This window comes from Leptothoe spongobia TAU-MAC 1115 (assembly GCF_018739885.1).
GTDB lineage: Bacteria > Cyanobacteriota > Cyanobacteriia > Phormidesmidales > Phormidesmidaceae > Leptothoe > Leptothoe spongobia.
On sequence record NZ_JADOES010000023.1, the window covers coordinates 45,142 to 71,163 of the forward strand.

At 48.7% G+C, this 26,022-nt stretch carries 29 protein-coding genes; 3 read left to right on the forward strand and 26 right to left on the reverse strand.

All coding sequences use genetic code 11. The features are described 5' to 3' along the window. Nucleotides 1–77 precede the first annotated feature (77 nt). From IXB50_RS12750 to IXB50_RS12835, 18 genes are all read right to left on the reverse strand, one after another. Complete coding sequence (locus IXB50_RS12750; RefSeq protein ID WP_215609357.1) at nt 78–2,351, reverse strand: tetratricopeptide repeat protein; 2,274 nt, start codon at nt 2,349–2,351, stop codon at nt 78–80. A gap of 33 nt (nt 2,352–2,384) precedes the next feature. Beyond that, nucleotides 2,385–2,897 (reverse strand): hypothetical protein, encoded by a 513-nt coding sequence (locus tag IXB50_RS12755; RefSeq protein ID WP_215609358.1) that lies wholly within the window; start codon nt 2,895–2,897, stop codon nt 2,385–2,387. Nucleotides 2,898–3,088: 191 nt separating this feature from the next. Next, the gene (locus IXB50_RS12760; protein WP_215609359.1) at nt 3,089–3,280 is read right to left on the reverse strand and encodes a hypothetical protein; all 192 of its coding nucleotides are present in this window, start codon (nt 3,278–3,280) and stop codon (nt 3,089–3,091) included. 47 nt (nt 3,281–3,327) lie between these two features. Beyond that, nucleotides 3,328–3,774 carry a hypothetical protein gene (locus IXB50_RS12765; RefSeq protein WP_215609360.1) on the reverse strand — a complete coding sequence of 149 codons (447 nt, stop codon included), beginning with the start codon at nt 3,772–3,774 and terminating at the stop codon, nt 3,328–3,330. Nucleotides 3,775–3,852: 78 nt separating this feature from the next. Further along, nucleotides 3,853–4,404: a hypothetical protein gene (locus IXB50_RS12770; RefSeq protein ID WP_215609361.1), complete on the reverse strand. Its 552-nt coding sequence runs from the start codon at nt 4,402–4,404 to the stop codon at nt 3,853–3,855. Nucleotides 4,405–4,419: 15 nt separating this feature from the next. Beyond that, the gene (locus IXB50_RS12775) at nt 4,420–7,074 is read right to left on the reverse strand and encodes a hypothetical protein (RefSeq protein WP_215609362.1); all 2,655 of its coding nucleotides are present in this window, start codon (nt 7,072–7,074) and stop codon (nt 4,420–4,422) included. Nucleotides 7,075–7,083: 9 nt separating this feature from the next. Next, nucleotides 7,084–7,830, reverse strand: coding sequence for a hypothetical protein (locus tag IXB50_RS12780; RefSeq protein ID WP_215609363.1), 747 nt, complete (start codon nt 7,828–7,830; stop codon nt 7,084–7,086). Then, nucleotides 7,830–8,426 (reverse strand): HK97 gp10 family phage protein, encoded by a 597-nt coding sequence (locus tag IXB50_RS12785; protein WP_215609364.1) that lies wholly within the window; start codon nt 8,424–8,426, stop codon nt 7,830–7,832. The genes IXB50_RS12780 and IXB50_RS12785 overlap by 1 nt, the downstream gene beginning before the upstream one ends. After that, nucleotides 8,404–8,634, reverse strand: a complete 231-nt coding sequence (locus tag IXB50_RS12790) for a hypothetical protein (protein WP_215609365.1) — start codon at nt 8,632–8,634, stop codon at nt 8,404–8,406. The genes IXB50_RS12785 and IXB50_RS12790 overlap by 23 nt, the downstream gene beginning before the upstream one ends. Next, the gene (locus IXB50_RS12795; protein ID WP_215609366.1) at nt 8,615–9,112 is read right to left on the reverse strand and encodes a hypothetical protein; all 498 of its coding nucleotides are present in this window, start codon (nt 9,110–9,112) and stop codon (nt 8,615–8,617) included. The genes IXB50_RS12790 and IXB50_RS12795 overlap by 20 nt, the downstream gene beginning before the upstream one ends. 33 nt (nt 9,113–9,145) lie before the next feature. Next, on the reverse strand, nt 9,146–9,901 hold the full coding sequence (locus IXB50_RS12800; protein WP_215609367.1) for a hypothetical protein: 756 nt from the start codon (nt 9,899–9,901) through the stop codon (nt 9,146–9,148). A gap of 3 nt (nt 9,902–9,904) precedes the next feature. Continuing rightward, nucleotides 9,905–11,242 (reverse strand): hypothetical protein, encoded by a 1,338-nt coding sequence (locus tag IXB50_RS12805; RefSeq protein ID WP_215609368.1) that lies wholly within the window; start codon nt 11,240–11,242, stop codon nt 9,905–9,907. Between the two features lie 3 nt (nt 11,243–11,245). Continuing rightward, complete coding sequence (locus IXB50_RS12810; protein WP_215609369.1) at nt 11,246–11,773, reverse strand: hypothetical protein; 528 nt, start codon at nt 11,771–11,773, stop codon at nt 11,246–11,248. 17 nt (nt 11,774–11,790) lie between these two features. After that, nucleotides 11,791–12,756, reverse strand: coding sequence for a phage major capsid protein (locus IXB50_RS12815; protein ID WP_215609370.1), 966 nt, complete (start codon nt 12,754–12,756; stop codon nt 11,791–11,793). Between the two features lie 45 nt (nt 12,757–12,801). After that, nucleotides 12,802–13,560: a hypothetical protein gene (locus IXB50_RS12820; protein WP_215609371.1), complete on the reverse strand. Its 759-nt coding sequence runs from the start codon at nt 13,558–13,560 to the stop codon at nt 12,802–12,804. Between the two features lie 15 nt (nt 13,561–13,575). Then, nucleotides 13,576–14,829, reverse strand: coding sequence for an HK97 family phage prohead protease (locus IXB50_RS12825; protein ID WP_215609372.1), 1,254 nt, complete (start codon nt 14,827–14,829; stop codon nt 13,576–13,578). 63 nt (nt 14,830–14,892) lie between these two features. Next, nucleotides 14,893–15,297: a hypothetical protein gene (locus tag IXB50_RS12830; protein WP_215609373.1), complete on the reverse strand. Its 405-nt coding sequence runs from the start codon at nt 15,295–15,297 to the stop codon at nt 14,893–14,895. A 10-nt stretch (nt 15,298–15,307) separates the two neighbouring features. Continuing rightward, nucleotides 15,308–15,832: a hypothetical protein gene (locus IXB50_RS12835; RefSeq protein WP_215609374.1), complete on the reverse strand. Its 525-nt coding sequence runs from the start codon at nt 15,830–15,832 to the stop codon at nt 15,308–15,310. A gap of 139 nt (nt 15,833–15,971) precedes the next feature. Here IXB50_RS12835 and IXB50_RS12840 point away from each other — a divergent pair, with 139 nt between their 5' ends. Continuing rightward, complete coding sequence (locus IXB50_RS12840; RefSeq protein WP_215609375.1) at nt 15,972–16,244, forward strand: hypothetical protein; 273 nt, start codon at nt 15,972–15,974, stop codon at nt 16,242–16,244. A 96-nt stretch (nt 16,245–16,340) separates the two neighbouring features. Here the strand turns inward: IXB50_RS12840 and IXB50_RS12845 are convergent, their stop codons facing one another. From IXB50_RS12845 to IXB50_RS12855, 3 genes are all read right to left on the reverse strand, one after another. Then, nucleotides 16,341–16,790, reverse strand: coding sequence for a glycosyltransferase (locus IXB50_RS12845; RefSeq protein WP_215609376.1), 450 nt, complete (start codon nt 16,788–16,790; stop codon nt 16,341–16,343). A 74-nt stretch (nt 16,791–16,864) separates the two neighbouring features. Then, nucleotides 16,865–17,932, reverse strand: coding sequence for a glycosyltransferase family 4 protein (locus IXB50_RS12850; RefSeq protein ID WP_215609377.1), 1,068 nt, complete (start codon nt 17,930–17,932; stop codon nt 16,865–16,867). Between the two features lie 9 nt (nt 17,933–17,941). Further along, nucleotides 17,942–18,331: a hypothetical protein gene (locus IXB50_RS12855; RefSeq protein ID WP_215609378.1), complete on the reverse strand. Its 390-nt coding sequence runs from the start codon at nt 18,329–18,331 to the stop codon at nt 17,942–17,944. 595 nt (nt 18,332–18,926) lie between these two features. Here IXB50_RS12855 and IXB50_RS12860 point away from each other — a divergent pair. Further along, complete coding sequence (locus tag IXB50_RS12860) at nt 18,927–19,151, forward strand: hypothetical protein (RefSeq protein ID WP_215609379.1); 225 nt, start codon at nt 18,927–18,929, stop codon at nt 19,149–19,151. Between the two features lie 297 nt (nt 19,152–19,448). Here the strand turns inward: IXB50_RS12860 and IXB50_RS12865 are convergent, their stop codons facing one another. Together IXB50_RS12865 and IXB50_RS12870 are read right to left on the reverse strand one after the other, a co-directional pair. Then, entirely contained in the window at nt 19,449–20,492 is a 1,044-nt protein-coding gene (locus IXB50_RS12865; protein ID WP_215609380.1) for a structural protein, read from the reverse strand. Between the two features lie 37 nt (nt 20,493–20,529). Further along, entirely contained in the window at nt 20,530–20,727 is a 198-nt protein-coding gene (locus IXB50_RS12870) for a hypothetical protein (protein WP_215609381.1), read from the reverse strand. On the opposite strand from IXB50_RS12870, the gene IXB50_RS12875 reads away from it, so the two are divergent. Beyond that, entirely contained in the window at nt 20,726–21,406 is a 681-nt protein-coding gene (locus tag IXB50_RS12875) for a hypothetical protein (RefSeq protein WP_215609382.1), read from the forward strand. The two genes, IXB50_RS12870 and IXB50_RS12875, sit on opposite strands and share 2 nt — an antisense overlap. On the opposite strand, the gene IXB50_RS12880 is transcribed toward IXB50_RS12875, so the two are convergent. The 3 genes from IXB50_RS12880 to IXB50_RS12890 all read right to left on the reverse strand — a co-directional run bounded on the left by IXB50_RS12880 (nt 21,377) and on the right by IXB50_RS12890 (nt 25,226). Further along, entirely contained in the window at nt 21,377–22,270 is an 894-nt protein-coding gene (locus IXB50_RS12880) for a hypothetical protein (protein ID WP_215609383.1), read from the reverse strand. The genes IXB50_RS12875 and IXB50_RS12880 overlap by 30 nt on opposite strands. Beyond that, the gene (locus IXB50_RS12885; protein ID WP_215609384.1) at nt 22,270–22,698 is read right to left on the reverse strand and encodes a hypothetical protein; all 429 of its coding nucleotides are present in this window, start codon (nt 22,696–22,698) and stop codon (nt 22,270–22,272) included. The genes IXB50_RS12880 and IXB50_RS12885 overlap by 1 nt, the downstream gene beginning before the upstream one ends. Nucleotides 22,699–22,853: 155 nt before the next feature. Beyond that, a complete protein-coding gene (locus IXB50_RS12890; protein WP_215609385.1) occupies nt 22,854–25,226 on the reverse strand; it encodes an NACHT domain-containing protein in 2,373 nt (790 codons plus the stop codon). Between the last annotated feature and the right edge of the window lie 796 nt (nt 25,227–26,022).

The following is a 26,022-nucleotide window of genomic DNA, read 5'->3' on the forward strand; positions in this document are numbered from 1 at the left end:
GGGATTGAGAGGAGATGCGGTCTGGCGAATCAATACAAAAATCTCATTGATCATGTACATTTCCGATTTGTACACGATCATCTGGGATGCCATTTCCATAGGAAAACTCCCACTATTAAAAAGATAATAAGCCAAAACAGCACCTTTGGATTTAGAGTTCCGAAGAACACAATCAATATATGAATAGAAATACCAAGGAGTAGCCCTAACAAACCTAAGCGAACAATAGAAAGAGCTCTTCTAAAATGCTTCCCTCGTCTTAGAATGGCTAAGTTGTTGAGACTGTTGGCGACATTGGGATGCTCCTCACCAAGAGTCCGTTTCGTGATCTCTAAGGCTTGCAGATAGAGGGGCTCGGCCTCGCTGTAGCGACCTTGTTCATAGTATAGAATGGCTAAGTTGTTGAGACTGTTGGCGACATCGGGATGCTCCTCACCAAGAGTCCGTTTCGTGATCTCTAAGGCTTGCAGATAGAGGGGCTCGGCCTCGCTGTAGCGACCTTGTTTTGAGTATAGAATAGCTAAATTATTAAGCCTGTTGGCAACATAGGGATGCTCCTCACCAAGAGTCCGTTTCGTGATCTCTAAGGCTTGCAGATAGAGGGACTCGGCCTCGCTGTAGTGCCTTTGATCATAGTATAGAATGGCTAAGTTGTTGAGACTGTTGGCGACATTGGGATGCTCCTCACCCAGCGTCCGTTTCGTGATCTCTAAGGCTTGCAGATAGAGGGACTCGGCCTCGCTGTAGCGACCTTGTTCATAGTATAGAATAGCTAAATTGTTGAGACTTCTGGCGACATAGGGATGCTCCTCATCAAGAGTCCGTTTCGTGATCTCTAAGGCTTGCAGATAGAGAGGTTCGGCCTCGCTATAACACCTTTGGTTTGAGTATAAATTGGCTAAATCGTTGAGAATTCGGGCGATATCGGGATTTTCCTCGCCAAGGCGTTCTTTCAAAACGGCATAGCCTTGTTCTGCCCAGTGTTGAGCTTCGGTATAAATCGCCTGGCTGTGGTAGAAGCGAGTAGTCCCCGTGAATAAAGGCTCCAAATTTTCATCCGAGATCAAGTCGAGGGGGTGCCTCAGCAGCGCAACAATGTGTGGGATAGCGGGTGTCAGTCGGTTGATATCCTCCAACACCAAGACATAGGGAATGTCGCTTGCAAAATTCGCCAGTCCCTGAATGTAAGCTTGCTGCCAGTCCTCCTGGTGAGGATGCTGCTGTCGCTGTGCCGTAAAAAATTCCTGGATTAATGGATGCAGTCGCAGCGTTTCTCCGTCAGCTTTCTGTAGCAGGCTTTGCTGGTACAGCGTTGTTTGGGCCGTTGTTAACGCGGCTTCCTCCAAATCGGTTAGAGCCATAACCTGCTCCACGAGTTCCCACGAAATATCTCCTGGAGCAAAGAAGCTCAACAGTTCGCCCAACTGTTGAGCAGCCTCATCCAGTTGATTCCAACTCAGTTCAAACGCGGCCCACACCCCCCGTTGGTTTGCCATCATGGAAACCGGTTGAGGCATGAGCTGTTGACTCCGCAACGATATGTTTTGGCTCACCTCCGTAACCGATACGAAGGGGTTTGTGCTCAGATAGCGCCCGACTAATTCAATCCCCAGGGGCAAATATCCTAATGTCTCACAGAGGGTTTGGGCGGTGGTCTGTTCAGCTTGAATCCGATTGCCGACTAGAGCAGTGAGGAGTTCCAAGGCATCGTCCGGGTAGAGCACTTCTAACGGCACCTTAAAGAAGCTCGCATCCAACAACTGATCGCGAGTGGTCATCAGCGTCCGAAATGGCGGCTTCAAGAGGTCCAGCAAGGGTTTGCAGTCAGATAGGGTAACCACATCATCCAGCACCACCAGAACAGTCCCGTCAAGTCGCCAGTGGGCGATATACCAGGTGGCGGTCTCGACAACGCTCAAGGACTGTTGGGCTAATTTCTGGGGCAGCACCATACCCAACTGCAACTGACAATACTGAATCAGTTGGGTCAGCACATCTCCCGTCCGGGCATTCAACCAGCAAATCCCCCCTGGGTAGGAATTTTGATAACGACTGGCATATTGAATTGCTAATTCACTCTTCCCTAAGCCCCCCATACCCACAATTGCCGCGACCCCACTCGAATGCTCCATGAGTTGGGTATGAAGCACAGTCATGGCTTGGGTGCGCCCAACAAATTTCCCCGTTCCAGGCGGACTATTATTGGGAATCCCCGCTGGTTTCTCACGCGGTGCGGGGTAGTAGTTGAGTTCCTGATTAATCGTGGCATTGATATCTCGCCCCGCTCTAACATTTTTAAAGGCCTCTTGAGCAGGGTTTGGTGATGGCTGTGGAACGTCCGATGACGTCATAGGCGTTTTTGCTGCATTCCAGTGACGGCTTCCCTAAGCCGTTTGACTAGCACTGCTCACATCGATACCTCCTTCAACGTCGACATCCACCAGCATTTCCTGACTGACTTTGGTCGCCGATGCGGCAGCGGTCTGGTTCAAGTCAGTTGCTTTAATGGATTTCCCTTTGATCCCTTTTAATAACACTTGCTGGACCAGCTTTTCCTGAAACGCCGTCGGGAGTTGAGGGCGCACGTCAGCATCCAATGCCTCAATCAACTCGGCCACATCGGGTTCGGCGGTAGCCAGGGTTTCTACCTTTTGTGTGAGTACCGGTAACCCAAAGACGTCTGGCTGAGCGTCTACTAGACCTGGGGCACTTTCAGCTGCAGTCAGAACGGCCATCGTTTCAGGCGACTTGGCCTTCATGACGTCTTTTAATTTGGCAACCTGCTCCCATACGTGGCTGCCCAGCTCAGGTATTTTTTCGCCCAGGGACTCACCTAGTTTCTCAATCATTTTGGTAACTAGGAGGGTGGCGAGGGCCGCCGCAGTGAGAGGTTCCATGACGAATGCGGAAAATTTACCCTCATAGGATATCTTATGGATGCTTTAACGGCAGTGAGCCGATTTGCTATGGCTGACTTATAAAATAGGCTGGTTACTTAATCTGAGTTGAAAATCCTGCTTGCGCGATGTTTGCAGATATCCAATCAGACATGGGCTTATTGCCGTCAAACTATTGGCATAGCCCATTGCTATTTAGAGTTTGATGAATAGCTCAATCCAGAGTAATCAATCTCAACTATTTCACCCGGATCACCTGCCACGTAGGTTGGATCCTTATATTCCTCTTCAAAGGTCATGGCGTTTGGATTTTGCGCCTTGGCCTTTTCGTTTTCTGCTTTTACTATCTGTCGATATTCCCAGATAACCTGAGCTTCGGTCATCGCCAACCAGTCACGGTTGGTGGGCAACAGACCGTAGCGATCGCGAACTACGAAACAGATTCGGTCCCACTTTCCGTCATCTCCTGCCCAGACTTTTTTTCAGATGCCTGACTAATGCGATCGGCACACCAGGCATCGTATTCTTCTGAGAACTGCTGAAATACATTGACTACGCGAGTATCTTTGGCATCCCCGCTATCGTCGATTGGTACCTCAACTCGTAAATCTCGAACATCTTCGGAGTTCAGGATAATATCGACCAATCCCGGAGGGCTGACAACAGCGATATGCATGGTTGCTTGCAATGCTGCGTTGTAGCGGGTAGTCATCGACGGGTTCATGTTGTTACCAAGCCGCCGATCGGTTTCAGCTGGCACGGCATTCATGATGTCGTTGTTAGTGCGTGGACGGACGGTGACAGACCCCAAATGCTCGAAATGGGTAATCGTCATCGTCTCATGGGAGTTATTCAGGCATTCGTTATTGTCGGGCATTGCTTTAGAGGGATTACAACGAAAAAATCCTCTGAACTAATGCCCAGAGGAATGATTTAACACTTTGGGAAAACCTTATTAAACACCGGGATTACCTTGGATTACATCGATATAGCGGATGGAGACATTCTCCATAATCGTTGCTTCTTGGGCGGAGATTGACCGTTCAAACGTATCGATAATGCAGCCTTGATAAAGCTCTACTAGTCCACCAGTCCCAGACAGATTTGCAGGCTGTTGAGCAGGTGCATACAACTGTGGCGCAGGTGCTCCTGCTGAGCCTCTACGGAATACGCCAATATCAAATTCCGGCATATTGGTGAGCGTCGATGACAGCGATCGCTGGTCAATAACACCCCCTGCCACTGAGGCTAATCGTTTGGGCAGAGTGCCGTAACGAAGAGACATCGACTGGATCCGCGCCTGGAACATCTTGATACCTGGCACATGTTCAACGGCTCTATCTGATCCAATCTCAGTCACTGGCCTAGGAGAAGCCTGACCAGAGGCAGAGAACCCTTGGATTCGGCCCATTCGGAATCCGTTGATGATGATTGCCATATCCAGCGAGTGCTCAATACGGGTTTGGGCCGAGTTTTCTACTCGACTATAAGTTTGCCTAAAAGCCATGGGTTAAATCCTGTACTAATTAGAGCTGTCTGACGGGATAGGCAGCAGTATTTGGGTGTTCAAGACAAATTCCAGTGCGGGTGCTGGGTAGATGGTGTAAGCGACATCTACAGCACCCTGGTTATCTGGGTTGATCGTGGCGGTCGTCGCCCCTGCTTCAAATCCGTAAATGATTTGTTCTTCGGATCGACGTTGGAGCTCTAAATTAACGGACTCCACAATGACTGGCAGTGTTGTTGGGACCAACGCTTTGCCGACGAACAACGTTTCTTCTAGATCGCGAATCACCTGGGCGATGAAGTCTGACTGGTTCACGACCGTGATTGACTCCAGGCTGTTATCTATTCGCCAAGTCGTCAGCCCCCGAGTCACCCGGTATCCTCGCGACTCTCGAACCAGGGTGGGATCTTTCTCGATAGTCAGCACCCCAGATGTCAGCATCTCATCGAGTGCAATCGAGCCAGAGACATACTCTTTCTCGGCTGCCAGTACATTCGTGAGGAATGTATGAGTGATGGGATCAGAAATGCCATTGCCTTCAGCGGCTAGCATCCCAGCAATAACAGCGGTTGTCGCCTGGGCACTGCTGTAGGTTCGGGCACCGGCCCCAGTGGCTAGATCGGCCATTCGCAGGCCAGGGCTGACAAACACGACTCGTTCATTGTTGAACGTTTCTGCCCGTGCCCTGATTTCCGCATCAGTCCAGCCCAGACCATGGCCCATGATGACCATCCGCTCTCGACGCTGGGGAGTGCTACTCATCTGAGTCACATGATCTGAATATGCGGCTTGGACTGCTGCATCATCCGATAGACAGACAATCCACCGTAGCGGCTCAAATTTGATAGCTTCTAACGCTTCTAGGTGCCGTTGGTAGTTAGGCACCGAATCAAATCCAGATGCCATAATCAGCGCCCCAGTCGTATTGCCTAGGGCATCTCTTGGCGGTTCTGGATCAACGCCATCTTCCAGTGTCAGGCCACCGGTAGCTACGAGCACCGTTGTCTGGGTATTTACCAAAATGTTTGGCTTATAGCTATTCCCAACTATCCCTGGATCAACTGCAGTAATGGTAATGGTGCTGGTAAATGTCCCCCCGTTATAGGTAGCTGCTGAGATCGCAACATCATCCCAGGCAGCATCTTCATTAATCAGGCCGACAATCTTCTCACCAATGGACTCGATAGTGTCACCAGGTTCGGTTGAGTAGAAGACAGCAATTGTGTCTTCATCGGGTACATCTAAGGAGATAGTGAGGAACTGTCCCCCGCGATAGATGTTGCCATTGGCCGGTAGCTGGGTTTCGATTGCTTCGGTAGCAGGCTGTGTTTTGGGCAATCGTAGACTGGGCCAAAAGTCGAGCGTGCCAGCAAAGGTGCCCGGTGTTAGATCGCCTGTGGTCAGCTTTTGTACCACCCGTGTTTGGTCTGTTGAGAGTCCATCCCATTCCTGATGCATGATCTGGTAAGTACCGGCATAGTCGCCACCGGTCACCGCAAAGATGGAACCGATCAGGCCCTGACCGGCATTGTGCCCCCACCGGTCCACACCGGACATCCGCATGCGGTAGATGTTCGAACCATAGGCAGTGTCTGTAACCGAAATATTGTTTGTAGGCGTCTGGCTATAGGCATCCGTGACCGCATCCGCCGCCGCTGCATAGGATCCTTCAACAACCGCTGGCAGCGCTGACGCAATCAACGTAGTCCCAAAGGCACGAATCACTGTGGCACTGTCCACCGTCCCGGTCAGTGTCAATGCTGCACCCCCGCTGGTGGCTGCGATCGCAAAGTTATCCCCGGAAGTATCCCGCACATAGTAGATGGTGTCGGTACTCACTTCTGGCGGCAGGGTGGTTCCCGAAAATTTGATCGGAGTGCCATCGGTCAGGCTATGGCCTGGCGCTGTGAATGTACTGGTGGCAAGTGCCGATATATTCCAACTAATGGTGGCATTAAAGGCAAATAGCAGAGACTTCTGAGAGTCAACGATGCCAAGGGATTGAGGATACTGGTAGAAGTATCCTTCAGTCGATACAGTTGTATTGCCTTGGTCGGTGATCGTGGCTTTACCATCATCGGTTGATGTCGCAATGGTTAGCGTCTGAGATGCCTTCTGGCCACCGGTCAAAACGGACAGCTCCATCGGGGACTCATCCGATAGACGCTGGATCAAGCGAGAGAACGAAGTCTCATTGTCAATGACCTGCCGGTATGGCTTGCCCTGAACGTTGGTGCCCAGGACGGTGGCTTTGGTACCCTGCACAGACCCATCCTCAAAGTTAATTGAGAAGGTATTGCCATAGCCGCCAAAGTCTTTCATGGTCCCCTGGATCTGGGTACCGTTGACAGCTGTCAGTACCCCGGAAGCCTGAGCAGAATTATCCGCCCGCACTCCGTAGACCAATGGAGCCCCACCATTAACACCACCCCGAAAAGCAAGCTTGATTGCTTGAGCTAAAGGCGACTTTGGCCCAAAGACCGCATCTGACTGAGATGCATCATTGAACTTATAGATCTGCAGTGGATCTCCACCCAACGCTTGCCCAACAATACAAACAATATTGCTGGCAAATGCCTGATTTAGAACTAGACCCGATGCATCGACCCGAGTGTATGCACCAGGCTGACGGATCAGCGAACTTGGCTGACCAAATAAAACACCACTCATGGTTTACCCCTATGTAGGTTGAAAGACAGAATCTGGCGGTTGACCGTCACCGGTTTCACCAACCTGACCAGTTGCTAATGGCTCAGCTGGCCAGGCAGTTTGCCAATTAAAAAATCCCTTCAAAACGTCAACATCCCTGAAGACCGTTAGCTCATAAGTCGCGTTGACAATAATCTGAGCCGTATAAAACTGAAACCCTGGCTGCCCTTGACCACCTTGATATTCAACAGTGCCGTCTGCTGCATCAATGGCGCGAATATCATGGAACCCATAGTCTCTCAATTGCGGTAGCACATGCCGAACTGAGTCGATCAGGTACATCCGGTACCAGGTAAACAGATCATCCCGTAGACGCTCATTCGTCGTGCAGATAGACACTTCAATGGTGTCCTTGACCACCTCAGAAGACGAGACCCGAACTGCTTCAGTATCATCATCCAGCGTTACTAGCGCTTCGTCGTAATCCAGACCAATGCCAGATGGTTGTGGCGCACACCCTGTTCTCTGTAGGGCAATCCGTGGACAGTCATCTTTAGATGTTGGAAAGGCACTGGTTACCGTCAACCGTCGAAACTGCGCAATCCGTTGATGAACACTCTCACCAGACGTTTCAATCGATGCGATCGCACCTGCATTAAATTCTCGCGCAAACTCATCGGTAACTTGTCGGAGAACCGCTTTCCCATCAAATGGATAGGTGAACCGTTCTCCAAAGACGGGAGACGGTTGACCAGCGAGAGCGGGATAGGTAGTCATCAGAACCCTTGCTGCTCGATAAAGCTATCGACCCGTTGTTGAGCCATTTCTGTTATGTCCGGCTGAGCGGCTTTCTGAGCGGCTTGCATCCAGTATTTACCTTCCATGGGAGGTATGCGAGAGACAAAAGCATACCCTCCAGACACACCACGAAAACCACCCGTACCACTATTGAGCTGATGCGCACCGCCAGGAATAGTAAGCTTTGCTTGCCCGGTATTGCCTGCCTTGGCAGAGGGTGTATATCTAGGTACGATTTCCCCTCGCCCATATTCAAGGATGGCTCCATAGTCATACTCTTCTGGGTTATCAGCGTATCGGGTCTTGGCGCTAGAAAATATCCGAGCCCGGAAGGGAGACCCGTACGGATGCTGATACTGAATTGACGCCGCAAGCTGGCCAGATCGCTTATTGATAGTATGCGTGCCAGTCTCACTCTCAAATGGAACGCCCGAAACGTTCTGTTTGGCATATTGCGCTGTGATGTCTGCGGCATCTCTAACAATTTCACGAAGAACACCCGGAAGCCCTTCTTTTAAGCTCTGGAAGAGATCAAGTGCTTCTTGCTTTGGCCTAATCTGAACTCTGTACGCCACGCTTCTTGCTACGAGTAGTTTTCTTAGGAGTTACCGGTTTGTCGGCAACCTCTTCAATGGTGAACCGGTCTGCAAATGAAGCACTGAGCTTTGTTTGCAATAGTCTGACGGGAATTCCGTTTAGAGCTGTTCCGATTGACAGTCGACCCAAGCCAGGCAGGGTAACAGAATCTGCCTCACCTTTAGAATCAATAATCTTGATAGCCATGATCTTCGACGGGGATACGTTGGGAAGCTAAATCGACCTGCCACATTGCTACCACTTCACCAGAGTGACAGGGAGTAGCAGGCCCCATTGCGTAGTGAGTGTGGCCACGAATAATGAATTTATCTTGGAGCTTGGGAAGAGAGTCGTGAAGCTTAAATATCTCACCAGGGTGATCAGGTAAATAAAGGCGATTTTCAGCCTGATATCGAATGCCCGCAATCGCCTGCCAGGGATTAAACTTGGCTTCGCAAATAACACCCCTGAGCGGGCTGTGCTCCGAAATCTCATACCTCACTCCAGTCTGAAATTCACCTGGATCATCCCCCAGATAATTGGGATATTGCCCCTCTTCGAAATTTTCCGAATCAACATGACAGGCAACCCAATGCTCAACATCTACCGCAAGTAGGGGGTTGAGCAGCTGTGCCCGAATCGCTTCGACGATTAACTCTTGTTGACTCGGAAAACCAAGATTCATCGAGGGCGCGTACATCTCAAGAAAGTACGCGCCCTACACTAATCCTTCTACTTCGACGTAGGCCTCAACCATGCCTGCGGTAAAGGCAGTGCCCTGGGTGCTGTTGTAGAACAACTCGACACTGTTGCTATCTGGGCTTACTTCAGTGGCTCCTGGGCTTGCGATCGCAAGGCCGGTAGCCGAATCTAGGGCAGCTTGGTTATGGGTAACGAGAGTGGTGGAGCCATGCTTGATCACTACATCGTCACCACCGGCAGTAGTCGCCGCAACTTCAGCGGTTTTGGTGTGGGCATGAGCAACTCGGAACCCGGCATAGCCTTCTAAGGTGACGGTACCCAGACTAACGTCTGCTCCCGCTGTTACCTTGGGCAGGTTCAGTAGCGCCCGGACGACGACTTTACCCGGAGCCGGATAAAACGTTTGGACGACTGAGACAATGCTGTCGGCATCTGTGACTACGGTACCGATCAAGATATCGGATGGATCGGCATCCGCCGCCGCCAGGTAACGCATCTGCTTGGAGCCATAGTAAAGTCCCCGAGTAGCGCTCGCTGGAGCAGTCGAAATCAATCGCGCACCGAATGGGCCAATGACCTTGTCACCAGAATTGATATATCCATCGGTCAGGGTAGGCAGTAACCCCGTAGTAGCAGGAATGCCCAGCTTCAGACCATTACCAATACGGCCACCTGGAAACATCCGTTGAGCCAACGCCCGTAGACTATGGTCCCAAGACTGTTCTGACTGGTGGATTGGTGGAAAAGGATGGATTTGCGGATTTAAAGCCATAGCCTAAAACTCCTCTATGTAGATAGATTGATGTGCTGCGATCGCAGCGTCCGCGCCAGCTTGCCAGGAAGGAAACCAACGTGACGTCATATCGCCAAAATTCAAATTGGTACAGCCAATGGAGATAGCACTCATGCCCTGGGTAAGTGCCTGCTGCCAGAAGATCGCCTGCCGAATTGCTGCCAGGTTGGCGCAGCCCTCGTCAATATCGACTGGTGTTTTTTCGTAGCCACCGGTATAGGTCAGCTCCAGGTTCCATTCACCTTGAGGCATCCGTCCAAGAGCGCCAATGCCATCATCCAGGCCCAGCCGAAACCCATGGTCAAACCAGTCCCAGAAGGCTTCAGCGACCGTTATCATCCCGGTCTTTGGCTCTAAATGAATCCGTTGATGAACAGAGGCTGGCCCACCAGCGTTCTGCACCAGATCCTCTTGGGTGTATCGCCTCACCAACGTATAGGACCGTGAATAGGTATCTAGCCGAAATCGGTTGTCGGCAGTGATCGGGCTAACCTTTGGAATCAATTGGTGCTGCCGGTATCGACCCCGATACGGATCCCTCACCATCAACCGCTGATTAAAGAACCGTCCTGTCTTTCGATCTATCTCTGCAGTCGCTTCCTTCAAACAGCGCCACACATAGATGCTGAATGCCGTCTCGACAAACGTATCAAACGCCCCTAACTCCTCAGGACCGTTATAAAACACCTCATACGACCCGGAACTCTCTGCGATCGCATGACCACGATGAGTCGTTGCCAGATCGGCATAGTCGACTTTGAGCGAATGCCGGTCATTCACCCACAGGCCGAAGATTGGCTGATGGGTACTGAACGTCCTTGTCCAATAGCCTTGCTCATTTTGGGTCCACCCATTGGAGATATCAACACTAATCCGTGTTGATGCCCCTGGTATCTGGCCAATCACCTCAAGTACTTGTCGTGGTGAGCCGTACTGCCCCACCCCGTTTACTATCTGGCTGCCTGACTCAGGAAGAGACAATCTAAGCTGCTGGCTTAACCGCAGCTGACCATATGCTGAGATATCGAGCCAATATGGCTCAGCCTGACTCAGACCCAGCCACATATCATTAGGCAATGAAACCTGAACTAAGCCACGTTCAGGCACTGTAATGACAGCGGGGAAGTCCGCATCCGCTTCAGTCCATGCCTGGATTGTTGTAGTCGCAGACCGAACTGTAAGGGTGAGATTTCTGGCCAAGGTCGCCACTAAACTTACTTCAGATCCGGGAGAGTGGCTGGTATCTTGCCAGAGCTGATAATCCACTGGATAACCAGCCCACCAATTGACTTGAGTCCAACCGCCAAACTCGATGCCCATCGTCTATGCAGCAGGTTGGATTTGTTCTAGAAGATCCTCAGCTTCGTCTTGCAGACCCTTCTGAATATCGTCATGGGCAATGACAGCTTGCAGGTATGCAATCCGTAGGTTTAGGGCAATATCGACATTGGTGGCTGTCGCGGTCAGAACTGGTGTTGCCTCAGCAATTGTTTTACCCAGCAACTTACCAACTTCAATGTCGATGAGATCTTTATCTTCGGCTGATAGTTCAGCTGGAGGCGTCTTCGCTGCAGCTGGTTCCGGTGCTGCTTCCTTGTTCTCGGCTGGTGCTGGCGTTAAGGCAGTCCAGACCAGGTTGTAATGCCTGGAAACGCGACCAGGGAAGAGATCAAATTCTCGTTCAATCGCTTCCTTGGTGGCATCAGTAACAAGGTATGTCTGATCGCGATGCCACGTTACTACACCACCAACCCCTTCTTGGGGTTTTGACTTACCAGGGAACCCCGGCAAGTCAGGCACCCTCATTTGAATGCCTGGATATTTGTTGCTGCTAATGGTTAGCTGATGCATTGTTTTGCCAGGGTGAATTACAGGAAGGCAGGCGGATTTAAGATCTCACAAATCGCCTCTGCATATCGAACAGTGAACGCAATCCGCTCGCGTGCCCGAATCGCAACTTGGTCAGTCTGGCTCAAAATCTCGTTATAGGTATTAATCGAAAACTTCTGCCAGTCACCGATCGCAAAGCAGCTTTGATGCATCACAAAGGCTTTTGAGGTTGACTCACCAGGCTGAGCATCCAGGAAGGTCGTTGCTACTACCGGAGCACCCCCAATACGACCAATCTCACCCGAGAAGATGCCAGCACCCGACCCAAAGGCATAAGCACTCATCGTCTGAAATGCCTTATTCCGGATCAGCGCTTGCTCCCAGCCAGTTCCTACCATCACAACCAGCTCACGCTTGTTACGACCGTAGATACCCAGGTTTGCGATCGCGCGAATGATGTTCGAAACCGGAGTCGTCCCTTCTGTATCGTCTAAGGTTGCGTCGTAGACATGGGGAGTAGCCGCAGCTTGCTTGAGTAGACCGTCGAAGACGTTGCGGGGATCTCCATCATCGTGATGGATGTCGGTATCACCCAGAAGAAAGGCTAACTCTTCTGCCTGGGCGAATTCCTTCGCCATCTCTTCTTTCAGGATGCCTTCAATATCCTTGATGGTAGAGTCTTCGAAGACCTCACTATCAATGGGCAACCAAGCCATAATCTTCTCTGGCTCCAAGGGAACAGAGTCCATACGTGCCCGGAATTCAGGTGCAGGCTGACCGGCCTTTACCGAGTAAGCTCCCTGAGCACGAACCAGCTTGGGTACCCGGATTTTTGGCTTAGTCATATTGACTAAGGTCTTAGCTTTATCAGCCACTTGCCGAACAAAGCACTTTTGACGAATGAGAGGAATCACCTCCGACGCAACAGTTTCCTGCAGCGTCACCTCAGTACCGCCCCCTGGTCCAATACCAAGGGACTTTAACAAAGCCCTGCGTGTAGTCATAATTTACCTATTAGAAAAGTAGAAAATCTGTGGCTTCAGCTGGCGTTAGTCGTCGTCGCTGAAGAGAGTAGAGCCCCCCTGCTGGGCGTTGTATTGAAGCTGGAGCACATCACCAAAGGTGACTTCTTCATCTAGATCGCTTTCTTCCCAGCCAAACTGCGCTGCAGACTTCATCAATGCATCGTCTGTCTGCAACGTTGTTGGCTCTCTACGTGCAGGCTGACGCTGGATGACTGGCTGTGCCTGCCGTAAATCACTGACATCAGGCAAAGTCGCTTCACTAGACTTCTGAAGATGCGTACTCAGTTCTGACCTGATGGCGGCTTTGATCAGGGATTCAAGAGGAATTTCCTCAGGTGCATCATCTGACACACCTGAGGAAGCAGTGGAAACCGGTTGTTGCTGGGGAGTCACTATCCCAAGAGATTTAGCGAGCTGATCTACCCGATCCACCGCAGCACCTTGGTACTCAACGCCCAACAATGCTTCTTCTAACTTGGTGATTCTAGTTAAGAGCCCTGCACCGGCAGACTTCTGCAAGCCAGTATGTTCTTCCAGCTGGCTCACCCGATCATGCAGGTTGTCACCACCCGCAGCATCACCCATGGCCATCGGATCACCGGCAGTCGGATCTCCCATAGAAGGATCTGCCGTCATATCTGGCGTTTCCATCCCTGACGGATCGCCACCTGTGGGATCTGCCATCGGGTCATCGCCACCAGCATCACCACCGGCCATACCTTGAATAAGCGTGGTCATTTGCTGCAGCAAGCCTAATAGCTGCTGCGCTGCATTTGGATCCATTGTTAAAAGTCCTATTTAGTTATAAACAACGTATTGCTGCGGAAATAACACCGTCTGAGAAACAGGACGTGGAGAGCCGCTAGGTCTGACCGGTGTTCCCATCAGGTCTTTCGGGAACTTCTCTTCAAAGTCTTCTAGACTTTTCATCAATGCAGGCCCCATCTCCGCAATGGTCCCACTGGCCTGATATCCATCCATATGGGGCAACATGCCTGCAAACTTGCAGAATTCACCCAGAAATCTCATCAGGTTGACGATCGCACCAGGGGGAGATTCCATCGATCCTGCCAACCCATAGCAGCAATCAGTCAGAAACTGGAGATGATCAGGGGCTGACATTGCCTTGATGTCACTGATGGCAGCACTTTTAGCAAGTTCTTTCGTCATCTGGCCAATGGTCAGACCAAATACATCTGTAGCGATTTGCTTATGGCCAGCACCGGATTGTTGACCAGCGCGATCGCATTTCTTAGTAGGAGCCCCAATACCCGTCTTGGTTGGAACAGCCTGCAGTTTGATTTTGCGAGATCCCTTAGGTCGTAGGCTGGTTTCACCAATGCCATGACTTAGTCCAGTACGTGTTTCACCAAAAGACCCGCTCGTAAACTGCTTGGGCGCACTACTGTTTAGAGTCTTTTGCAGCCAGGCATCAACGCCTGCTGATTTTGCCAGCGCCATTATGTAAGCTCCATTGTCTTCAGTTTCTCCCTGCACTAATCGAAACGCTGGGTTATCGGTCACACTCAGCTCATCCAGACGAATATCTGTGATCAGATTGCAAGGCATTCCCCTGGCATCCGACCCCCGACGAACACCAAGGATCTGCCCCCCAACGCTGACCCCGAGATGTACTAACCCTTCTTTGAGCATCTTCCAAACCACACCAGCGATAGGATTCGCTTTCGATAGCATCCCTTGCCACTGCGTGACACCGGCCTCATCCACCCAAATCTTGGTGACCCGACCCAACGGCAGTGAAATAGAAGCAATCATCTCCATTTGCTCATCTGGAGATAACCGCAGCGCTGCGATCGCATCCTTTAAGAAGCGACTCCATAGGTTGTGGTTGAGCCGGATAGGTCCACCTTGAATACCGTCAGGACCGCGATCGGCCATAAATGCAGGAATTGCCCGTCTGATGGCATCGGGTTCTAGGGCATCCCCGTCTAAATCTTTTAGAAACGCAGAAGCAACGCCCCCTACTTTCAAGTCTGATCCAGCAGACTTAGCGAGCGTTGCTCCAAATGAGAAATATTTATTTGTGGCCATGGTTACACACAGTTTAGAAGCTATGCGTTTTTATGGCAATAAATTGATAACTAAAGATGTCAGTTAATCTAAAACTCCTGTCAACGGAATCTGCCCATCCTTTTCCTGCCTCAGTCTTGCATTTCTAGCTCGACTCTTCCTGTGATGCTCTTGGTCGTATCTTAGATGGCAGACAGAACAAAGTGCTTTCAGATTACTGAGTTCACAATTAGCGGGATTATGGTCAAGATGAGCAACAGTCAGCGTAAAACGCTGAGGCTTATCAAACAAATCAGCCAACGCTGTTTGGTTAACCCAATCCAAAAACTGATTATTTTTACCCTCTATCCTCTGCGCAAGATCAAGTACTGACTCTCCTTTTTTGCGACAAATACGATCGCATTCCTCACACGTCCAATTAGCCTTATCTTTTACACCAGCAGCAATTTGCTCCCAATTCTCAGGATATAGCTCACGCTTCATCGGCATAGAGAATTCCTCAATTCCTAATCACCCGTCCGTTTTCGTCGAACTGCATCACTTCTAAATGCTGCTTTGCTCGCTTATAAGCAGTACGCAGAGCAGTGACATCTCCTGGCCAGGGCAAGCCTCTAACCATTTCATCACCCTGAAACAACGTGACCAGTACAACCTTGTCATCGTCACCAGGTCGAACACGTATCGAAACTGGCTTAGCAAGCCGCTCTTGTGTTAGCACTGCGATCGCACATACCAAATTTTTGCCAGCTGCTGACTCCAAGCCAGCCTTGATCCGATAGGACGTAGGTCCAGCCAAAACCTCTATAAGTAATTGATTAGATTTTTTGCTTTTGTATTCAGTTTGCCGGACCCCTATCCTCCTGATGTATCCGGTCAGCATGGTGTTGAATTCAGGCTTAAGGCTATTGGCATATGTGTCCCAATAGCCCCAGCAATATTGCCTGCCATCCTCCGTTGTACCTCGTTCTATATCAAGCCGACGGAGTGAACCGCTAGATAAACCAAGACTGAACTGCTCAGCCACAACGCTCCTAACAGCTGCTTCTATTAGTGATTTAAGTTCTGCTGACATTTTTTGAATAACACTTTATTGGCATTTAATTGACAATCATGATTGTCAATGACATCCTAGACACAGAAACCACTGTTGTCAACCCACCGGAATGCAGTTAGCACTTGCTCTTGACGGAGATGTAAAACCAAGGCCAGTCACTCAATCGCTGACTCAACGTCAGGCCTTTGAGTCGCTTCTAGCGGAACTTCGTGAGGAGGCGAATCTTATCTTAAAAGCTGCGATCGCGCTGACTGGAACTCAATATGAGAGTTTGACCAAGGTGCCAACTCCCCTCTTGAAGCAAGCAAGAGAAGCTGTCTTTGGGGAGTCTCAGCAGATTGTCATGAGGACGGTTAGCGTTTTCGCGCGGCTATACTCATAGCTATGAACGACAAAATTTGCCAGATTTTCGACTACTTGAAGGGAGTCTCTTTGTTTTGCAGCCAGACTTTCCCGAACGCTGAGCTCTGTAGCCAAGCTATGCCTGCAATAAAGCTAGACTTGATTGGAGATCTTTCGGCTGACATAGAACCACCGGGCAGCCATAAATAAGTTTGAGGCAGGCGACTGGGATTACAGCCAACATTGGCTGATTGGTCCAGAGGATAATGTCTGGACGCCACCCTTTAAGTGCATGAAAAAAGCTAAATAAGGCAAAACTACTACCTAGCAAAATACGAGTGATAACACCTGGGTCGGGATGAACAGCTACATAGCAACGTTGAATTTTAACGCCGTTGTGCTCTTCTTCACAGTAGAGCTGACCACGATAATCAGGATAGATCTTTCGCTGAGGGTAGTTTGGCATTGCCGCTACGACCCTTACTCCATGACCTTTAGCTACTAAACCTTCTGCCAACTCCGTCATCAAAGGAGCAATACCAATGGGCTCAGGATGATAGTTGGACGAGTAAACAAGAATTCGCATTGTATCAAACTCACTCACTAAATCTCATTGTTGTGTCAGAATCGTAGGCTTATCTAATCCAGAAATTAGATGAGCTACTGCGAAGACTTAATAGAAGTATCCTTAGGCTGTAAAGCTGCTACCGTTATGTGTGGAGAAACGGTCAAACTGCTCAACAATGACTCATAATCCTCCAGGGCTTGTTCGAAGGAGTAGTTTGAGATCGCATACATACGCCCATTTTTACCCAACTGTTCTAGGCTAATAGGATCGTTATAAAGCTTCAAAATAGCCCTAGCTAATGCGTTGGGTTTTTCAGGTTCTACAACTATTCCCCCCATGCTATCTTGAACGGCTTGGGCTTCTGCTCCATCACCTGGAACAGAAGCAACAATAGGACGACCACTAGCCATCAGCAACATTGTTTTAGACGGCATATTAAATCCTACGACACTTGCTTTTTGAATAATTAGAGACACGTCAGCCGCCGCCAGCATAGTAGGTAGCTCTTCGCGGCGAACAAATGGCAATAAAGTTACATTCTCAACGCCCAGTTCACGACGTAAATTATCCAAGTCACCTAGCTGACGTTCTTCACCAACAATGACAAACTCAATATCAGGAATATCGCGTAAGGTGTTTGCCGCATGGATAATGATACGCACCCCTTGAGTACGAGCAATATTACCTGAGTAAAGAACAATAAACTTGTCTTGTAGCCCATGATGCTGGCGGAAGCTATTGTCATATTTTGATAAAGGGCGAATAAAATTTGTGTTGGCCCAATTAAAAATTCGCTTAATTTTAGACAGTTGTACCCCTTTAGATACCAGTATTCTTGTGCAGGAGTCGGTAGGAGCTACAATGTGATTACTTACTAAATATGAAAATGCTTCAAGCAACAGATAAAAATTAGATACATTAAAGAATTGTTTTGGATTTTCCTGATGCCATAAGGAAAATCGTCTTCCTTCTAAGAAGGATACAGTGATACTACAAATAGAAATAACAAAAAATAGAACAAGCTTACCAGGAGTTCCTTGAAATGCAATGAAGGTACCTGCAATAACTATCAAGACAAAAAGATACTGTAACAATAAAGATGAAGTGCTTTCGATAGTCAGCTTTATCAAATTGCCTTTTTTTTGTTGATTCAAAGCCATTTTTACCTCCTACAGCTTTTTTCTACGAATAAATAAGGCCGTAAAAAAACGACTAGCAGTTCTTGAAGCCAAGACAATCCATAAGCTTAAATCAGATGAAATAATAACAAAGCAAGCATAAAAGGATGCGCTTAATGGACTTTCATCCATACAAGAGGTGAAATCTGTAAAATTTTCTTTTGTTATCCAGAAAAAAAGAACTCCTGGAACTCGAAATAATACGCTGAGCGCAATAATATCTTTAATGGATAGGTAAACTGATTGCCAAAGTTCACCCATCAACATTAAGCCAATTTGCTCTATTGATTCTTCACAATTTCTTATAATTATATGTATGAATTTTCCTAAGACGGTTTTTGGCCTGAGCTCTACGCTCCGTTTCGATTCTTTTACTTGCATAGGGTTTTGCCCCTAAGGTTTCCCCGAATTATAGTGAATAATTTTGAATTTGTCTCAGATGTGATGTGTGTCACAGGACAAGGGTGTTTCAAGACGACAACATCAGGTCGCAGCTATATTTTGACATTACAAGAAGAGAATAATTCCTGATTCTTCATGCTACAACTGTAATATTAGGTCTTGAGTCTGGCACTACAGTTGTCAACTATTCCACGTTTTATTGAGGCACGACCAATCAATCCGAACAAACCTATAAAACGAATAGATTACTTTATAAAAGCCCTCTTAAAATCTGTCTACAATAGAGCTGTGAGGACATGGGTTAGCTCTTCAACACAAAAGCCCAGACCCCTTGGCCCAGGCTTTTGCGCTCAATGTGGTTATTGATTATTGGCTAGGTAATCTGAGTCCTCACTTCCCCTCCTCAGTCTGTGTTAGAGCTGGTGGTTCCAGTTGACTTGGTTGACTGAAGTCGGAGGACGACAGGACACCTAAGCCTGTGAGTAAAGCTAAGCCGATAGGAATCAGCCAGGGCTTTAACCCACTAACTAGGTCCTTTGTTAATTCCCGAGAAACCTCTACAGAAGCTCGAATAATGAGCCCTGAGTCAGACTTCTGGGGTGATTTTTCTGACATGTTTACACCTCACTGTGGTTTGAAAAAACCCAGTAAAGGCAGTATCTACGCTAGTGGCGTCTATAACTCTTCAGTTCAAACTATTGACACGGGTATTCGTGCACCGATTTTGAACCAAGACCTTAAGACAGCCTTCACGTACTGGCAGTATGAAATTGCCGGTACGATAAAGAGCAAAGACTAGACCACTAAACGTGGATGCCTTACTAGGTATTAGGTTCAAAATCGAGTACAAAAGCAGGAGTGGTTGCTAATGAAAAATCTTTTGACTCAAATTTTGATTGAAGAGATGAAAAACCACTCTATACGTCGTCGTGATAGTTTCTAGATTCTAGCAATTCTTTTTAAAAAACGACACAAGCCCTGAAAATGTACAGGCTTAACAGTTTTCCAACCCCAGCGTACCTTCCACAGAAGCCAGCATCTACGAATCTAGGGCGTTTCAGCGATCGCGGTACCTGGCACCGTAGCGAGTAATGAGCTATGCAGACAGCCAATCGGTCACTGGAAGTTTAAGCGATCGCATCGCTGCTTCCCCACCCGGCAGCCCATAAAATTCCAGCACTACACCGTCAAGCGGTAGTCTGCCTAGTTCAGACACCGCTTTTCTATATTTAATGGGTACCGTACCAACGGAGTGACGACACTGGGGATGTTGCGGCAATGCTGCGACCCAATCTTTAGGACGCTTGCCGAAATTAGCAAAGACATTGGCCTGAAGCACTCTAATATCGAACACACGACCATCGAGCAGCCGCCGACAATGTGGGCAACTTCCGGCATGGGGCATTACATAAACGTGCGAATGCCCATCCTGTTGTAGTGCAGCCATAGCCCCTATATTCATGGCACGCATTGATTCAGTGCGACTAATCATCTGCGCACGGAATGAGATCGCATTGATTACTTTGGCTTGAGCCTGACTTGCCCATTCAGATACCTGATCGGGAGATATGTCGTCGGGGACCAGGCCCAGCTCACGGGCGACGAGTTCACGCTGGAGTACTTTCTCGATCAGAGGTACTGCGACTGCTGGAGTACGGTTTTTCAAAGTATCGACAGAGATTAAATCACCAATCATCTCCCGCGCCTCAGCGGATAGGTTTTTGATCCAGTCCATAGAGAACTTGGCACTTTCTACAAATGCTTGGCGGATGCCTGGGGGAATATCGGCCACATCCTTAGGCGATATCCGATAGTTGCTCATGTATCCCTCTAGCAACTCATCAGATAAGACTGACGCTAGGTTACGGCTCAATCCTTGGGCAACTGGATAACCCCGCTGATAGGTCCACTGTGCCGCTAACCGATACCTAAATAATGTCTCTATCCAGTCTGGTACGTCCGCATCTTCCCCGCGTGCGATCGCCTCAGCGTAGGGAACCGAAACACCTTCGATGAAGCTATCAGCGATATGAATGGCCAGCGATTCAGTGTAGTTACGCTCGAACCAGTCGAGAAAGTCGAGCATATCGGTCGGCTCGAACTGACTAAAATCATCTGGAGAAGAAGGAGACCAGGCCATAGCTAGAAGAGAATTATGTTGTCAGATGTGATTTCAGCTAATGTGTAACGTGGTTTAAAATATGTGGCTCAAACGTATCGGAGCAGCGGCAGGCGATCGCACGTCGAACTGCTTCTTGTCTGACGAGTGTATCTGGATCCAAAGAGGATGTTTGTTCCACTTGGGTGCAGGGTGTTTCTATCAAGAGGACCAAATCCTTACCCAAATTCTCTAAAAGCGTTGCGAAGCTAATCATGTCTGACTTTATTTCTATTGAATCGCCTAAATCTCCTGATGAAATGTTATCGCGCATTCATCGGTTAGGACTTCAGACTGGTACCGATGTTGAGATCGGGATGAACCCAACACACCTAAGGATTTCCTTGGCTGCAGTGGATCGGATTATTGGGAATCACATCAATTCAGCTCACACTATCTCTACACCTCAGCCTGAGGTAGAACCGCAACGCAACTGGGTATATCTACACCCAAGCCTAGAAATTGCTAACGAACTGGCCATAGCAGAAGAACAATTCATGGATGGAGACATTACCCATTCAGCCCTTGGCCAAATACAACGAGAGTTAAGGGACCAGGTTATTCAACACACTGATTGGAGCACCACCTACAAACGGCTAAACCCTGCCGACAAATTCATCCTGGTCTATGGTGCTGATATTAATGGCATGAAGACTGCGATCGCAGACGGCACTCATCGACAATGCGATGTATTAATCCATGCCACACACCCGGTTAGCCCAGAAGACTTATGGGCACGCGAGCAGGGAATTAAAACATCAGAGATTATTCACCTGATGGTATCTGGCATCGATAATACTTCCTTGGCTCGGTGGTACGACAAACCAGCAAGTATCCCAATGGATGGCAAAGGATGGCGGAAGCTTCTATTGGCCAGGGTTAATCAAACAATTTAGGGTGTCATTCGCAGCCCAGGCAAAGCCATCCATCCGCAGCCCAATATGAGCTAACCGCTGAGCCCCATGTAAAGCGGTGATGGCATTAACCCGAGATAAGGTTTCATCAACCGTCCCATCGGGCAGTCGGACAGCTTTTCTGCCAGCAGCTAACCACTGTCGGATATTGCCTTCTACAACCGTCATGCGAGAATCCATCGCCTGCGATACCTGGGGAATCACTCTCGACTGATATCGACGCACCGTATTGTCGAACGATTCTGGCGTTACCCCTTGATTCTGTAAAGCAGCCCTCAGAGCAAATGCACCGCCCTTTGGTCCAATGAGTTCAACGATATCTAAGTTGAACATTGCCAAAGACAGGAAGTCTTCAGAAATGCTATTGAGCAACCATAGTGTTCCCAAGGTTTCGTATTGGGTGGGGGCTTTGTCACTACGTTCAGGTAATGACTTGAAAGAATTCAGGCCCAGCTTGTCTATCCATGGGTTAGATACGTCTGGCAGTTGTTGTGCCAACCTAAATGCAGAACTCTGGCTTGGCCTTGAGAATCCATAAATGGGTGCTGACTCAGGTTGCTGGACCGCAGCCCTAAGCCGATCAATCACGCTAAAGTCACTCGGATCTCCAGACACAATAGGCACCGGAATCTGTTGCGGCTCATGCCTGGCTCGTTTGTTCTTCCATTGCTTATATCCAACATCACGAAACGGCTGATCCATGTCTGCCGTCATCACCACCCCACTCTCAGCCGATACCAAAGCAGCTGGCCATTCAAATAAATGGGCATTAGCCGCAAATGATAAATCCTCGCCATCCTTGCGATCGCACAGCCCAGGCCCATCAAGCAGCCAACATGAAGTCATTAGCTTACCCCTCGTAGATGTTCATCACTTGCACCATGGGCATACAACATCCCTATCAGCACATTTCCACCGGTCGATTTTCGTAGGGCACCCTGTCCATAAACAGACTGATATAGATCGACAATCCGCAACGTTTTGGCCAACTCAGTCGATACAGATGTAGTGACTTTACTTGAGCCAGATTGAGCCACCTGCCCCAAACGTCTGAATGTTCTAAGGGTTTCCAGGTAGTCATCTTCTAGCTCTGGATTTGCTCCAACCCCCGCTGACTCAATTTGAGTCCTCAGCGAATCAATATCAGGTAGTAGAGAAGACTGAGTTACTGACGACTGATTGCGAGCTTCCTCACCAATGCGATCGGTTGTTTTACGTTGCTCATTGGCCTGAGCAAGTAGCTGAAATAACTGGGATTGAGGATTTGAAGTCATCTATAACAAAGGGTTGATCTAAGACAGACCAACCCAGCAAAATAGCTCGATTTGAGTATGACATAAAATTGACATCCTCGATTGTCAGAAATCCTCAAGTCAGGACGGGACAACACTATAAACTGCGGACGCCTCAGGTAGCTACCCTTTATCAGTCAATGCCACTGACGGCAGTTCACTAATCTGGATATTAGCTGGGTTAATCTTGACTGCTCTTTGTTATACCTCTTGATCTTTTCCCCTGGAGGCGTCAACAACCTGGATTCAATCACTTCCCATTCCTTACGAGAGACTCGAACAGCCGCATTTTTGCAGTCGATGATCAGTTTGGTGGCGTAGAGGTATTTTTCTAAGGCTTGGGCTTCTGGAAGTGAGAACGTTATTAGCTCTCTGTCTAAGTGGAAGAAGGTTAGAAAGGTTTCAAGTAACTGATCAGCAAAACTTCTCCATTCATCAGCTGTAGCCTCATCAGAAGGAATTTGTTGTTTTAGTTCGTCTAGCTTTTTTGAAAGCGCTTCGTAGTCAACGTCGATGACGCTGTCGCTGGCTCTGGCGCTGGCGATAGCGCTGGCGCTGGCTCTGGCGCTGGCTCTGGCGCTGGCTCTGGCTCTGTCGCTGTCGCTGTCGCTGGCGATGGCGATGGTGATGACGCTGGCTCTGGTGATGGTGATGACGCTGTCGCTGGCTCTGGCGATGGCGCTGGCTCTGTCGCTGGCTCTGTCGCTGTCGCTGTCGCTGTCGCTGTCGCTGTCGCTGTCGCTGTCGCTGTCGCTGTCGCTGTCGCTGTCGCTGTCGCTGTCGCTGACGCTGGTGATGGCTCTGTCGCTGTCGCTGGTGATGGTGATGTCGATGACGCTGGCGATGATGCTGGCTCTGGCTCTGGCTCTGGCTCTGTCGCTGGCTCTGGCTCTGTCGCTGTCGATGGCGATGGCAGAAGACAAAAGCCTCGCCCTTAACGCCAGTATTTGATTACTGGGAAGTGAGCTATCACTTAATCTCATCATCGCCCATTGCAATAAACCTTGTAGCTTCAATGAGCTAATGAAAGTATTGGCTTGTTGCTCCATCAATAGCCAAAGTTCTTGGCTTCGCTCTTCTAACAATCCTGATACCAATAAAAATACTTCTCGCCAGCGATCATCTGTTAAATGCTGATCAACCAGCTCCTGCATTAGATTCTTTCTACTGATATAACGTGCTGTGAGGTATTCCTGAAGCGTTAAGTGCGAGAACGAATAAGTATCGGTTGCTCGTTCTACGAGAATACCTTGCTGAACCTCAATAGCATGTAGTACAGCTTGACCGTCTAAATGGTCTGGAGCATCCAGGGTATCAGCGAGATAGCTGGTGATACGGCTAGTAATGTCTGATTTAGAAAAGAAAAGGCGATCTTCTTTAAAACTGGTATAGGCAATTTCGCTAAGCAGCACCTTTTCTAAATCTGGATGAAAGTCTTCGTAGATTGGGGTTGGCTCTAGTCGTTTCTGAGCTGACCACTCGCTTAGAAGAATATTCAAAGCTCGCCCGTAGAGCGTACTACGTTTGCTAGGCAGCGTTTGTTCTCGTTCATAAATTAAGCACAGAAACGTCAGAAGCAAGGGTGTCTGAGCGAGTTCCTTGGCTGCTTTGTTTTGAGGTCGCTGTAGCAACTCCCAATAGTGGTTAGCAGTATCAGCTTCTTGGTCTAATTTAGAGTTAAACCAGCGGCGGATAAATTGCTCAATCTGGTCGTCATCAAAATCAGCAATCGTGACATCGCTAAACTGCCTAAAACTACTGTGATAAGAGGCTGTACGACAAGAGGCCACAAAGGTATTTTTGCGATATTTTCTGACAAAGGCCTCAATTTTTTCAATAACGCGGTTCGTATTGGCAGTAGGGACCTCATCTAAGCCGTCTAGTAAAATCAACAGATTACCTTTCTTAAGAGATAGCTCAGTAAATGCTCTGGCATCCGACAGTCCACAGGTTTCAAACTCCTCAGCAAGGACGCTAACCAGGTCAATCGATTCGCTTCTCAGGGTCTTAAGCTCAATGAAGACTGGAATACACTCACGCTGAAGCTGCCCCTGCTTTCCTTTGAAGGATTCTAGTCCAAGTTTTTTCAAAAACGTACTTTTACCGATACCCGGTCCGCCTAGCACCATTAAATACGGTTTCTCTTTAGCAATAGAAATCCCATCATGACGCTCTTCGGCAGTCTGAAAGTTGCGTTTACCTTGATCGCGATAGAACTGCTCTAAGTCTTCTGGCGAAGCAAAGTAGCGTCGGTTACGTTCATCAAGGAATTTAACAGCTGTGTAAATGGAATCCAAGGGCATGGGCTCTTTCATAAGCCCTGGCATGATCTTGACCTGTCCATGTAGGTCTTCGTAACGCTTGGGGTATTCCTGCAAGGCTTTGATGCCTGCTTCTATTTTTTGAACACCTTGCTTCGCATCACGGGCTTGGCCAATCAGGAACCGACCACCTTTCCAAAGTTGCTCAAAGACAGGAACCGCAAGGCTACTGATGATACTGTCCCACATGACTGACCTCAGGAAGTTGACTTGGCTCTAGGGTAACTGGCTATAAACTAAGCCGCTACATTCCCATCAAGTAACTCCAACACCCGCTCACTCACCCATCAACCGCTGCAGTCTCAAACTGCATCCCTTCTCCTGAGCCCCCACCCACTTAATCACCGCTTTCATACGACACAGCCATAATCTCGACTTCTAGCTAGTTAGCCAGAAGTAAAGACAATAAACCCCCAGGAATTCGATGCTTTCCTGGGGGTTTTGCTATCCAAACGAACCAAGCAGCATTCACATCAATCACCTCCGATACTTCCGACTATACGCATTCCGCCTCAACCGCTCAGCAACCGTCCAGGGCCAGGTAATCACAGCAATAATGAGCGGCACCCATTTCCACCATTTGCGGGGTCGTTTGTATGGCTTTGGTTTGGTCATGGGTACTCCTGTTGCTGGTTATAGGGTGCCTGTCAAGGGGTCGTCCGCTTCGCCCCTGAAAACTTATTCGTCCAATGAAGTAGAGCTGAAGATATCTGAGTTGTCAGTGCCCCTGGACTTACCTAGAAAACCCTGCATTCCAATACAGCAAAGCGTTAGAGCAAGAATCCCTCAGTACAACTTCTTCATTTTTGAGGAAACCTTAATCGAAAAAATACCAACATAATAAATACCCCTCCCAAAGCGGTAAAGGTCCCTTAATGAAGGGATCTGTTCAGAAGTCACTACTAGGGAGAGGGATGATAAGCATTCAATTATTATAGGACTTACGCATTGACAAGATAGCAAAGACATGAAGTGATACGAATGG